The sequence below is a fragment of the Microvirga lenta genome (assembly GCF_020532555.1).
GTDB lineage: Bacteria > Pseudomonadota > Alphaproteobacteria > Rhizobiales > Beijerinckiaceae > Microvirga > Microvirga lenta.
Genome location: NZ_JAJBBR010000002.1, coordinates 431,946 through 444,482 on the forward strand (window position 1 = coordinate 431,946; position 12,537 = coordinate 444,482).

The window sequence follows — 12,537 nt, forward strand, 5'->3', positions numbered from 1 at the left end:
GACGCTTACTCGGCCGCCTGAAGCTTCGTGGCCGAGTGGAACTGCGCGGTCTCGGTGGAATCGCTCATGGCGGTCGTCGAGGACTTGCCGCCCGTGATCGCCAGCGAAACCTGGTCGAAATAGCCGGTGCCGACCTCGCGCTGGTGGCGGGTGGCCGTGTAGCCGTCGGCTTCCGCCGCGAATTCGGCCGCCTGGAGTTCCGAATAGGCGCCCATGCCGCGGTCGCGGTAGCCGCTCGCCAGGTCGAACATGCCGTAGTTGAGCTGGTGGAAGCCGGCGAGCGTCACGAACTGGAACTTGTAGCCCATGGCGCCGAGCTCGCGCTGGAACTTGGCGATGGTGGCGTCGTCGAGCTTCTTCTTCCAGTTGAAGGACGGCGAGCAGTTATAGGCCAGGAGCTTGCCCGGATAGCGCTTGTGGATCGCCTCCGCGAATTTGCGCGCATCGTCGAGATCCGGGTGCGAGGTCTCCCACCACAGCAGGTCGGCGAGTTCCGCGTAGGCCAGGCCGCGGGCGATGCAATGGTCGAGGCCGGTGCCGTCCTTGAGGCGGTAGAAGCCTTCCGGCGTGCGGCTGTCGGGCTCGATGAAGGGGCGGTCGCGCTCGTCCACGTCCGAGGTGATGAGCTTGGCCGATTCCGCGTCCGTGCGGGCCATGATCAGGGTCGAGGTGCCCATCACGTCGGCGGCGAGGCGCGCGGCGGTCAGGTTGCGCTCATGGGCGGAGGTCGGGATCAGCACCTTGCCGCCCAGATGCCCGCACTTCTTCTCGGAGGCGAGCTGGTCTTCGAAATGCACGCCCGCCGCGCCGGCCTCGATATAGGCCTTCATGATCTCGAAGGTGTTGAGCGGCCCGCCGAATCCCGCTTCGGCATCGGCCACGATGGGCAGGAACCAGTCCCGCTTCGCGCCGCCCTCCGCGTGCTCGATCTGGTCGGCGCGCTGCAGGGTGCGGTTGATGCGGCGGCACAGCTCGGGGCCCGAATTGGCCGGGTAGAGCGACTGGTCCGGATACATGGCGCCGGCCACGTTCGAATCCGCGGCCACCTGCCAGCCGGACAGATAGATCGCCTCCAGCCCCGCACGGGCCATCTGCATGGCCTGGTTGCCGGTCATGGCGCCGAGGGAATGCACGTAGGGGCGCTCGTGCAGGAGCTGCCACAGGCGCTGGGCGCCGCGCTCCGCGAGCGTGTGGGCGATGGGGAAGGACCCGCGCAGCCGAAGCACGTCGTCCGCCGAGTAGGGACGGCGGATGCCGTCGAACCGGCCGGCGGGGGCGGAGGGCACCAGATCGTGGAGCGAACCCGGGGGCGTCTGCGCTGTCATTGTCTTATCCTTCCGTTTACATTCATTGACAAGTGAGGTCTGCGGCCCACAATCTCGTGGTATCGGCAGAGCTTCTGTCAGTATTAATCGCTGAAGAAGCCTTTGTTTCAACGTATGTTTCGGGAAGAAAAGTCGAGTTGTCACAACGCGACACGAATAGAAAAGTAAACCTGTAAAGATGTTTACAAATGGATGAGTCCAGAAAGCTTTTTGTCGGCCCGCGCCTCAAGCGCCTGCGGCGGGAGCGCAATCTCAGCCAGGCCCGCATGGCCGAGGAGCTCGGGCTGTCGCCGAGCTACCTGAACCTGATGGAGCGCAACCAGCGCCCGATCACCGCGCAGGTCCTCATCCGCCTCGCCCATGCCTATTCCCTCGATCCCCGGGAATTCGCCACGGACGATCACGAGCGCACCGTCTCGGAGCTCGACGAGGTCTTCGCCGATCCCCTCTTCCGCAGCGCGCCGGTCTCGCGCCTCGAACTGCGCGAGACGGTGGAAAGCGCCCCGACCCTGGTGGACGCGGTCAACCGTCTCTACCGGGCCTATCTTTCCCTGCGCGGCGCCAGCGAGGCGCTCACGCCCCGCCTGAGCGACCGCGACCGGGCCGAGGACGCGCCGCAGGACAACCCGGTCGACCGGGTGAGGCACCTCATCCACGAAGCCAAGAACCATTTTCCCGAGCTCGACGAGGCTGCGGAGACGCTCGCCTCCGACCTCGCCCTGACGGGGCACGAGCCGTTCTACGCCATCGCGGAGCGGCTGCACGCCAAGCACAGCATCCGCGTGCGGATCATGCCCATCGACGTGATGCCGGATTCGTTGCGCCGCTTCGATCATCACCGGCGCCAGCTCCTGATTTCCGAGCTGGTCGATCCCTCGGGCCGCACCTTCCAGGCCGCCTACCAGCTCGCCTTCGCGGAGATGCGCGGCGCCATCGATGCCCTGGCGGCGCGGCTCGAGCCCGAGGACGGGCCGGCGCGACGCCTCCTGCGCGTCTCCTTCGGCAATTACTTCGCCGGCGCGCTGATGATGCCCTACGGCAAGTTCCACGCGGCGGCGGAGGCGCTCGGATACGACGTGGAGGTACTGGGCGCCCGCTTCGGCGCGAGCTTCGAGCAGGTGGCGCACCGGCTCACCACCCTCGCACGGCCCGGAGCACGGGGCATCCCGTTCTTCCTGGTGCGGGTCGATTCGGCCGGGAACGTCTCCAAGCGCTTCTCGTCGGGGCGGTTCCCGTTCTCGCAGTTCGGCGGCACCTGCCCCTTGTGGAACCTCCACACCACCTTCCGCACGCCCGGACAGGTGGTGACGCAGATCGTCGAACTGCCGGACGGCTCGCGCTGGTTCTCCGTTGCCCGCTCGGTCAAGCGCGCCTTCAATCCCTGGGGCATGCCCGACCCGCATTTCGTGGTGGGCTTAGGCTGCGAGCTCAAATACGCCCACCGGCTCGTCTATGCCCGCGGCCTCGACCTGTCGGCGCCGGACCCGACCCCCATCGGCATCAACTGCCGCCTGTGCGAGCGGGTCGCCTGCCCGCAGCGGGCCGCCCCGCCGCTCATGCACGCCCTGATCGTCGACGAGATGAAGCGCGGCGTCTCGCCGTTCGAGTTCGACGCGACCTGAGGTTAGGCCGGGCGATCGTGCCGGTAGAAGGCGTTGGGAATGCCGTCGACGTCACGGATGCCCGTGAAGGACATGCCGGCCTTCTCCAGAACCCTGCGGGAGGCCCCGTGCTCGGCCACCGCGAAGCCGATGACGTGATCGACGGGCTCGACCCGGTAGATCCAAGCCAGCAGCGCTGCGGCCGCTTCCGTCGCGTAGCCCCGCCCCCAGAGCGGGCGCTTGAAGCTGTAGCCAAGTTCGAGCTCCCCGGTCGGGCCAAAGCACCCGAACCCGGCACGGCCGAGGAAGATCCCGTCCTTGTCCGTGACCTTGAACTTCGTCCAGCCATGGGCTTCGTAATCGGCCAGGAAGCCATGGAACTTCGCCCGCAGATAAGGCTCGTCCCATGGCGGATCGCCCATCTGCAGGAAGTGCTGCACCTCTCGGTCGCCGTGCAGGACGGCCAGCAGCGGAAAATCCTCCGGATCCCAAGGGTGGAAGCACAAGCGCTCGCTCTGTAGAACGGGGCTATTCATCTCCGGCTCTCAGTTATTCTCGGCGAGCCAGTGATCGAGGAACATGTCGAGCCAGCGCGCCACGTAGGGGTCGTGCTGAAAGCGGCCGTCGATCTGGCGGATGCGGTCCTGAGCCCCGGGCATTTCCAGACGCTCGGCGGCCACGACGGTCCACCGGCACATCATCGCGTGGGTCACCTCCGGGTGGAACTGGAGGCCGAAGGCCGCGTCCTCCACCCGGATGGCCTGGGTCGGGAAATCGTCGCCCGTGGCGAGGGTGTCGGCGCCCGTCGGGCAATCGAAGCCTTCCCGGTGCCAGTGATAGACATGCGTCGGCCAGGGCGCGCCGAGGCTCTCGCCGAAGGCCTGCCCGGCCGGCGTCGGGAGCAGCGGATAATAGCCGATCTCCGCCCGGCCGTCCGGATGCGCCCAGACCCCGGCGCCGAGGTGCCTGGCGAGCATCTGCGCCCCCAGGCAGAGGCCGAGAAAGGGCTTCTTCTCCTTCAAGGGCACGCGGATCCAGTCGATCTCGGCCTTGATGAAGTCGTCGGGGTCGTTGGCGCTCATCGGTCCGCCGAAGATCATGGCGCCGGCATGGTCCGCCAGGGTTTCGGGCAGCGGATCGCCGAACCGGGGCCGGCGGATGTCGAGGGGATGGCCGCGCTCCTGCAGGAGACGCCCGACCCTTCCGGGGGTCGAGTGCTCCTGGTGCAGGACGACGAGGACCGGCGCCTTTCGCGAGCGGCGCGCCTGAGCCCTAGCCATGGGCGCCATCCGGAGCGGGATTCGTCTGAGTATCGGCCCTGTGGGAGAACAGGGCGGCAGCGGACAGGGTGGAAGCGTGATGCGGACGGGGGATCGCGGACATGGGGCGGATTATTCGGGCGGGACGGCATTCTCCGCAAGAGGCTCCTGCCGAATGGCCTGTATGCACGACGGCTTCCGTCTCCGGATCCTGCCCCGGATCCCGGCGGCGGAACCGGGCCTGGGCCAAGGCGAAGAGTCGCACCGGGGCCGTGAAGGGACCTGGTGCCTCGCCATCGCTTTCCCGAGCAAAGTCAAGCTCTTCCGGACCTTTGCAACTGGGACCGTTCACCCTAAATTCAACGACGGCCGGCTAGCTCTCGGTCCTTGAGTCTTCCGTCGCACTTTCGCAGTGCGTCGGGGGGATGATAGAAGCGGTTGATTCGGGCTGCCGTAACACCCTTGCGGAGCCATTCGTGGAAGAAAGTGGACCTGTGACCGAAAGCGTAACCAGCGGCGACCTCAATGGCCTTCGGATTCTCGTCGTTGAGGATGAAGCGGCAATCTCCCTTCTTCTGGAGGACATGCTGCTCGACTTCGGTTGCGAGGTCATCGGCCCCGCGGCCCGGCTGTCTGCGGCCCTCGATGCCGTCTCGCGCGAAAAGGTCGACCTCGCCATCCTGGACGTGAACGTCGCCGGCGAGCCGATCTACCCGGTCGCCGAGGCCCTCGCCCAGCGCTCGATCCCGTTCGTCTTCTCGACCGGGTACGGCAGCGCCGGCATCCGCGACACTTTCCGCGACCGTCCCGTGCTGCAGAAGCCCTTCGCGCAGAACGATCTGAAGCAGAAGCTTCTGATGGCGCGCAGCACCGCCGTCTGAGGGCTGCACACCCCTCCTTTTTCGCCGCGGCGTTCACGGTGTGCCGTAAAACACGGCATTTCGCTGCGGAATTCGCTTTGAAGTTATGTTATCCCTGCTAAGGTTGGCTTAGCCCGGGTATGTTGTAACTTTAAAGTCGATCTTCCTATGCACGCCTGTTCTCTCCGGTTTCTGGTCGCCACCAGCGCCATGGCTCTTTCTTTGGCCGCGGCGCAGGCGCAGTCCCCCGTCCCGCGAGCGGCTCCCCCGGCCGGCTCCATCGTCGCCGCCAAGGGCGGCGAGGAACTGCGCTTCACCCGCGAAGAGACTTGGCGGGCCGCGGAGATCCGGCAGGATCTCCTGGGCGGCGACGTGCTGCGCACCAACACGATCGGCAACCTGGCCATTCTGTTCGCCGACCAGACCCAGATCCGCGTCGGACGCAACTCGACCCTGACCGTGAACGACGTCGCCGGACCCGGCAACGGGGCGACGCAGCTCAACCTCCAGGCCGGCAACATCTGGGCCCGCGCCAATCGCGGCGGCACCGGCGTCGACGTCAAGACCCCGGCGGCCGTGGCGGCCATCCGCGGGACCGACTGGTCCCTGTCGGTGGACGGCTCGGGCAAGACCTCGCTGATCGTGCTCGAGGGCGTGGTGGAGCTGTCGAACCCGCAGGGCTCCGTCACGGTCCGCCAAGGCGAAGGCGCCGTGGCGGCCATCGGCCAGGCCCCGACCAAGTTCATCCTCGTCCGGCCGAACGACCGCGAGCAGATGCTGTTCTATCTGACTCTGCGCGACGGCTTCACCTGGCTGCCGGCGAGCCCCCTGCGCGGCGCCGCCCGCCGCGCGGAACGCGCTCGCGTTCTGGCCATTCCTCCGGAGGCGCGTCGCGTCGAGGACTGGCTGAACCTTGCCGAGGTGACCATCACCAACGCCAATCGGCGGATTGCGACCGAGGCTCTCGCCCAGGTCCGCCAGCACAGGCTGACGGCATCTCAGCGCGCCCGCGCCGATCTCGTCGAGGGACTGATCGCGGGACGGGAGCGCCGGTGGAGCGACGCCGTCGCCCTGCTGGCCCGCGCCGAACGGGGCGTGGATTCGACCCGGCGCGTGACGGCGGCCTATGGCCGCTACATCGCCGCTTCCCTGGCAGATCCCAAACGTGCCCTGACGGAGCCGAGAACCGGCCGGAGCAGCGCCGATGCGGCTCTCGCGAATGCCTTCGTGGCCGGGTTCAAGCAGGACCTGAACGTCGCCGCCGAACTCGCAAAGCAGGCGGAGAAGCAATTCCCGAACGATACGCGGCTCGCCATCTTCTCCGCGCAACTGTCGCTCGCGCTCAATCGCCACGACGAGATGCGCGCATCCGTGGAGCGCGCGCGTTCGGTCGATCCCGGCGACCATCTGGTGCTGGCCATGAGCGGCCGCATCAAGGCGGATCTCGAGAGCGACCGGAAGGGGGCGCTGGCCGATCTCTATCGGGCCGCCGAAGCGGCTCCGGGCAATGCCGACATCTGGAACGAGATCGGCATGGTGCAGGCGGAACTCGACGCCCCCCTTGAGGCGGAGGCGGCCTTCCGGAAGGCGATCGAGGCCGATCCGGAGGACCCGATCGCCTATGGCAATCTCGCCATCCACCTGCTCGACCAAAGCCGGGTCGAGGAGGCCGGGGCGCTGGTCGAGAAGGCCCTCGATCTCGATCCCGAGTTTCACGTCGCCTACATCGCGCGGGGCCGCTACCTCCTGCAGAAGGGCGATCTTCCCGGCGCCATCGAGTCGATCCTGGCCGGATCGGCGGCGAACCCGGCTTATTCCAACGGTCTCGTGGCCGCCGCCGTCGCCTATTACCAGAACGGGGAGGTCGAGCTCGCCGACCAGGCCCTCGACAATGCGAACCGGCTCGACCTGAACGATCCCGTGACGTCGATCGTGCGCACCGCCATCGCCCTGGACCAGTACCGGGCCGACGATGCCGTCCGCTTCGCCCGCGAGGCCGTGAAGCGCTCCCGGGCCCGCGGCGGCGACTATGCCGGCCTGTCGGCCAACCGGCAAAGCGGATCCTACCCGGCCGACGCCTACCGGTTCATCGGCCTGCACGAATGGGGGCGCTTCTACGGCGACCGCACCTTCGATCCGTTCGCGTCATCGAGCTATTTCGATCAGGCCGCGAACGTCCGCGCCAATGTGCTCAGCGGAGAGCCCAGCCTTTCGAGCGTGGAGACCGGCGCCGATCCCGGCCTCTCCGCCTTCAATCTCATCGTTCAGGGCCTGCTTCTCGATCCGCTCGCGGCAGGCGGCCGCATCGGCCGGATCGACCTCCTGCGGCGCCCGTTCCTCGACGCGGAAATCGGCGGGAGCATCATTTCCCAGGAAGGCCGGATCGGCTGGCAGTCGACCGCGACGGTCAACGGCTTCTCCAACGAGCCGGTGCCGACGGCATTCTCCTTCACGGCCGGACGCCTGCGGGCCAACGGGCCCTATTCGTTCGACGACGAGAGGCTCGACAACGCGGCCCTCTTCATCGGAGCGGCTCCCTCCGCCGCCGACCGGTTCCTGGCCTTCGGAACCCTGGCGAGGCTCGAACCCGGATCCATCACCCTCGAATTTCCGACGCAGGCCACGGCGGCCATGAGGGACACGACGGAGTATCAGCTCGGCGCCGGCTGGAGCCACACCTTCGGATACCGCAACGTGCTCACGGCCGCCGTTTTCGCCGCCCGCAGCGAAGACCGGATCGGGGAACAGATCGTCGGCTTCGACGAGAATCTTTCCCTCGTCGAGCTGCTCCAGAACCGGCGGACCCGCTCGAACGCGACCCTTTTCGCCCTGAGCCACATGTTCGGCCTCGACAACCTCACCTTCCGCTATGGAGCCGAGGGCTTCGTGGGCGAGACGAAGGCCCAGGTCGACAGGCGCCTCAACGGCGTCGTCCTTCCGGCGGAAGGCGGCGATGCCTCGTTCGACGGCGGGCGGCTCTATGCGGACGCCTTCTGGCGCCCCAACGACTGGTTCGAGGCGCAGGCCGGGATCGAGGGCCTTTCGCTCGACATCGAGAACGAGCCTTCGGACATGTACGCCCTGCCCCGCGTGGGCATCGGCGTCTCGCCCTTCGAGGGCCATTGGCTGCGGGCCGCCTACCGCAGCGACGTGTCCCTGCCGGCCACATCCACCCTCGCGCCGCTGACGACGGTCGGTCTCCTCCCGAACGCCCTCCCCGTGGGGGTCGGCGGGAGGACCGACACGCTCGCCCTGCGCTGGGACGCGGAATGGTCGGATCGCTTCTTCACGTCGGTGGAATACCAGCGGCAGGACGTGACCTCGTTGAGCCTTCCGATTCCGGAAAGCTTCGACACGATCCCCATCGACGAGGCGAAGATCGAGCGGGTGGCCGCGACGGCCAATCTCTGGCTGGGCCATGGCATCGGCGTGTTCGGCACGGTCGGCGCCGCCTCGTCGGAGATCCGCTCCGGCAACGTCTATGGGTTGCCGGTTCCTTACGTGGCGGAGCGTTTTGCCCGCGCCGGCGTCACCTTCGTCCATCCGAGCCGCCTCAAGGTGACCCTGGCACAGACCTTCCTCGGAGACATCGCAGGCAACATTGCCGGTGCGCCGCTCGACGATTACTGGACGACGGACGCCTCCGTCACCTGGGAGACGCCTGACCGGCGGCTGCTCCTGGGCGTGACGGTGCTCAACCTGTTCGACCGGGGATACGAGCTCGCACCCTCCATTCCGGGTCCCGGAAGAACCGTCGCTGCGAGCATCAAGGCGCGTTTCTGACGTGACCGAGAGCCGCTCGGCGGAAGACGGAGACGGGCGCCACGATTCGGTCTGGCGCCACTTCGCGATGGCGGGGCTCATCGCAGCCCTGCTCGTCCCGGTCTCGTTCTTCAAGCCGTTCCACCTCGTCGAGGGGCGGCTCTACGACATCTTCTCGACCATCGCGCCGCCCCTGCCCCCGCAGCCGGGCGCGGTGATCGTGGCCATCGACGAGCCCTCCTTCTCCGAGGTGGGGCAGCGCTGGCCCTGGCCGCGCAGCCTGCACGCGCAGCTCATCGAAAGCCTGCGCCGGGCGGGCGCCAAGGTCATCGCCTTCGACATCATCTTCTCCGAACCCTCCACCGAAGAGGCGGACCGGGCGCTCGCATCCGCCCTCGGTCCGGATGTCGTGCTGGCATCGGACGACGTGACGACCCTTCTCGACCAGGGCGTCCAGACCACCCGGGTCAATCCCGTCGACCCCTTTCTCGATGCCGGTGCCGTCCCCGGCGTGACCTCCGTCGATCTCGACGGCGACGCCTATCTGCGCCTCATGCCCCGTGGACCCGACGGTTTCGCCGCCGAGGCCCTGCGCCTGGCGGGAACCCCCGTCGCTCCGCCGCCGGAGGGGGCGCTGATCCAGTATTTCGGACCGCCCCGGACCTACCCGACAATCTCCTATTACCAGGCCCTCGACCCCGAGACCTTCCTGCCGCCCGGGCGCCTCCGGGGCCAGACGGTCTTCATCGGCCTGAGCCTGAAGGCCGCGACCTCGGCCGATACCGGCGCCCCCGACACCTTTCCCACCGCCTATACCCTGACCACCGGCAATCTGACCGCGGGCGTCGAGGTTCAGGCGACGATCCTCGACAACCTGCGCCACGGCCTTTACGCGGTGCCGGTCTCCCGTCTCGCCATGGCCGGGCTCATCGTCCTCTCGGCCCTGCTGGCCGCCGCGCTCTGTCTGCGAGGCATGTCCAGGCGGGCGGGCTTCCTGGCCGTTCTCGGAATCGCTTCGCTTCTCGTGGGAGCCTGGGCGCTCCTGCGCTTCGGCCGCATCTGGGCGCCTCCGGCCCTGCCGGTGGGGGCGGCGCTCGGCGTCTTCGGCGCCCGCTTCGGCCTGGACTTCATCCGCGAGCGGCAGCTGCGCCACGCGGTCTCGGAGGCCTTTTCCCGCTATCTCGCGCCGGAACTGGTGGCGCAGCTCGCCCGCGACCCGAGCGCGCTGAAGCTGGGCGGGGAGCGCCGGAACCTCACGATCCTGTTCTGCGACGTGCGCGGCTTCACGAGCATGTCCGAGCGGCTCAAGGACGAGCCCGAACGGCTCACCACGCTGATCAACCGCCTGCTCGACGCCCTGTCGGGAGCCGTGCTGGCCGAGCGCGGCACCATCGACAAGTATATGGGCGACTGCGTGATGGCGTTCTGGAACGCCCCCTTGCGCAATCCGGACCATCCCCTGCGCGCCGTGCGCGCGGCGCTCGGGATGATGGAGGCGGTGGGAGAGCTGAACCGGACCCTGCGCCGCGAGGAGGGCGAGAACGCCCCCAGCTTCGCGGTGGGCGTCGGCATCAACACAGGCGATTGCGTCGTCGGCAATGTGGGCTCGCGCTGGCGCTACGACTATTCCGTCCTCGGCGACGCGGTGAATCTCGCCTCGCGCCTGGAGAGCCTGTCGAAGGAGTTCGGCGTCTCGCTCATCCTCGGTCCGGCCACCGCGGAGGCGGTGCGGGACCATTACGTGCTGATCGAGCTCGACCGCATCGCCGTGCGCGGGCGCGCCACCGAATCGGCCATCTACACGGTCGTCGCGCCGGCGGACGGGAGAGCCGATCCGGCGGTTGCCGAGCTCGAGGACCTGCATCCCCGCCTCCTCGCGAGCCTGCGCGCCGGCGAGATGGAGGACGCGGCCAGGCTCGTCGAACGCTGCCGGACCCTGGCTCCCTCCCTTGCGGGCTATTACGACCGGCTGGCGGCGCGTTTTGCCAGGATCGCCTGAGGGCCTTCGGGAACGGATCGCTTTCAGGCACAGCGGCTTGGCCGCCGCGAGTGCTTTTGCGAGCCATTTGCAAAGAGAAACAATGCCTTGCGGCCTGAGCCGCCGGCTTTATAAGGTCGCCTCCGTCTTTCCCGCTGACCCGTTTTGCCCTGCGATGCCATGGACAAGATCCAGAAACTTGCCATCGGCAGCATTTTCGTCGGAACCGTCGTTTTCGTCCTGAAATATGCTGCCTATTACCTCACGGGCAGCATTGCGCTCTATTCGGATGCCCTGGAGAGCGTCATCAACGTGGTGACCGCGATCGCGGCCTTCCTGGCCGTGCGCCTGAGCGCCCAGCCCGCCGACGCCAACCACCCCTACGGCCACCACAAGGTCGAGTATTTCTCGGCCGTGCTCGAAGGCGTGCTGATCATCGTGGCGGCCTTGGCGATTCTGCGGGAGGCCTATTTTACCCTCCTGGACCCTCGCGCGATCGATGCGCCGATGGAAGGTCTCGCCGTCAACGCGGTCGCCAGCACCATCAATGCGGTCTGGGCCCAGGTGCTGATCCGGCAGGGACGCCGCCTGCGCTCGCCGGCGCTCGCCGCCGACGGACGCCACCTCTTCACGGACGTGATCACCTCGGCCGGCGTCATCGCCGGCCTGCTGCTGGTTTCAGTGACGGGATGGCTCTGGCTCGATCCGGCGCTGGCCATCGTCGTGGCGCTCAACATCGTCTGGTCGGGCTGGAGCCTCATGAAGGAGAGCATCGGCGGGCTCATGGACGAGGCTCTTCCGGAGACCGTTCTGAACCGGGTGCGCGAGATCATCGCGATCAATGCCGAAGGGGCCATCGAGGCCCACGACCTGCGCACGCGCCATGCCGGGCGCATGACCTTCATCGACTTCCATCTCGTGGTCCCGGGCGCCATGAGCGTCACCGATGCCCACGACATCTGCGACCGCCTGGAGCGGGCACTGAAGGCGGAGGTCGAGGACGCCCTCATCACGATCCACGTGGAGCCCGACGACAAGGCCAAGCACGCCGGCATCGTGGTGCTTTAACAAGCCAAGACGTGAAGACAGGCGCGGCCCGGCAGGTCGCGCCCGTGTTCGACCGTGGTGGTCTTACTCGCAGATCGTGACGCGCCTTACCTCGCGCTCACCGAAGCGGTTGATGCGGCGACGCACCTCCACCCGGCAATCCTCGCCTTCGTCCTCAACGATGACGCGACGCTCCACACGACGACGTTCGACGACGGGCCGATGGGGCCGGTCCTCGTAGACGCGTACGCCGCCGGGGCCGATCTCGAGTCCCACCTGGGCCTGAGCCGGGGCGCCGGAGGCCATGATGCTTCCGAAGCCCAGGACGGCGGCTGCCGCCAGCAAGATGTTCTTGGGCATTTCTCAAGTCTCCATCACAGAGAAAACGTGGGAAATGAACGTCCTTTTCGATGTCGTGGTTCCGAATAAAACGTTCATGAACGTATTCCCTGCAAGTAACCTGAACGCCTATTCAGACTACTTGGCGAACAGCTGTCTATATTGGGATTAAACTCATCCAACGTTGCGGCCGGTTGGGTTGTCCCGCACACCCGCAGCCTCTCCTGAGGAGGTTGGGATCTGGTGAGAGGCCGTCGTGGATGAGGCGGTGTTCAGCGCGACGGTCTTCCCTCCCCCTTGTGGGGAGGGCCAGGGTGGGGGTGTGGGCGCCGGACTGGAACCAGGATGGCGCCCACACCCCCACCT

Annotated in this window: 9 protein-coding genes; 5 read left to right on the plus strand and 4 right to left on the minus strand. The window is 67.4% G+C overall.

The window, feature by feature from the left end:
* Positions 1-5: 5 nt before the first annotated feature.
* Positions 6-1,325, minus strand: coding sequence for an isocitrate lyase (gene aceA / locus LGR44_RS05055; protein WP_226737901.1), 1,320 nt, complete (start codon positions 1,323-1,325; stop codon positions 6-8).
* Positions 1,326-1,513: 188 nt separating this feature from the next.
* Between aceA and LGR44_RS05060 the strand changes: the two genes are divergently transcribed.
* Positions 1,514-2,947: a helix-turn-helix domain-containing protein gene (locus LGR44_RS05060; RefSeq protein WP_226737903.1), complete on the plus strand. Its 1,434-nt coding sequence runs from the start codon at positions 1,514-1,516 to the stop codon at positions 2,945-2,947.
* A 2-nt stretch (positions 2,948-2,949) separates the two neighbouring features.
* Here LGR44_RS05060 and LGR44_RS05065 read toward each other — a convergent pair whose 3' ends face one another.
* Together LGR44_RS05065 and LGR44_RS05070 are read right to left on the minus strand one after the other, a co-directional pair.
* Positions 2,950-3,462, minus strand: a complete 513-nt coding sequence (locus tag LGR44_RS05065) for a GNAT family N-acetyltransferase (protein ID WP_226737905.1) — start codon at positions 3,460-3,462, stop codon at positions 2,950-2,952.
* 9 nt (positions 3,463-3,471) lie between these two features.
* Positions 3,472-4,215: a glutamine amidotransferase gene (locus LGR44_RS05070; protein WP_404809901.1), complete on the minus strand. Its 744-nt coding sequence runs from the start codon at positions 4,213-4,215 to the stop codon at positions 3,472-3,474.
* A gap of 464 nt (positions 4,216-4,679) precedes the next feature.
* Between LGR44_RS05070 and LGR44_RS05075 the strand changes: the two genes are divergently transcribed.
* From LGR44_RS05075 to LGR44_RS05090, 4 genes are all read left to right on the plus strand, one after another.
* Positions 4,680-5,066 (plus strand): response regulator, encoded by a 387-nt coding sequence (locus LGR44_RS05075; protein WP_226737909.1) that lies wholly within the window; start codon positions 4,680-4,682, stop codon positions 5,064-5,066.
* Positions 5,067-5,213: 147 nt separating this feature from the next.
* Positions 5,214-8,828, plus strand: a complete 3,615-nt coding sequence (locus LGR44_RS05080; protein ID WP_226737911.1) for a FecR domain-containing protein — start codon at positions 5,214-5,216, stop codon at positions 8,826-8,828.
* 1 nt (position 8,829) lies between these two features.
* Positions 8,830-10,806, plus strand: a complete 1,977-nt coding sequence (locus LGR44_RS05085) for a CHASE2 domain-containing protein (RefSeq protein ID WP_226737913.1) — start codon at positions 8,830-8,832, stop codon at positions 10,804-10,806.
* Between the two features lie 159 nt (positions 10,807-10,965).
* Complete coding sequence (locus tag LGR44_RS05090; RefSeq protein ID WP_226737915.1) at positions 10,966-11,853, plus strand: cation diffusion facilitator family transporter; 888 nt, start codon at positions 10,966-10,968, stop codon at positions 11,851-11,853.
* 63 nt (positions 11,854-11,916) lie between these two features.
* Here the strand turns inward: LGR44_RS05090 and LGR44_RS05095 are convergent, their stop codons facing one another.
* Positions 11,917-12,192, minus strand: a complete 276-nt coding sequence (locus LGR44_RS05095; RefSeq protein WP_226737917.1) for a hypothetical protein — start codon at positions 12,190-12,192, stop codon at positions 11,917-11,919.
* Positions 12,193-12,537: the final 345 nt, after the last annotated feature.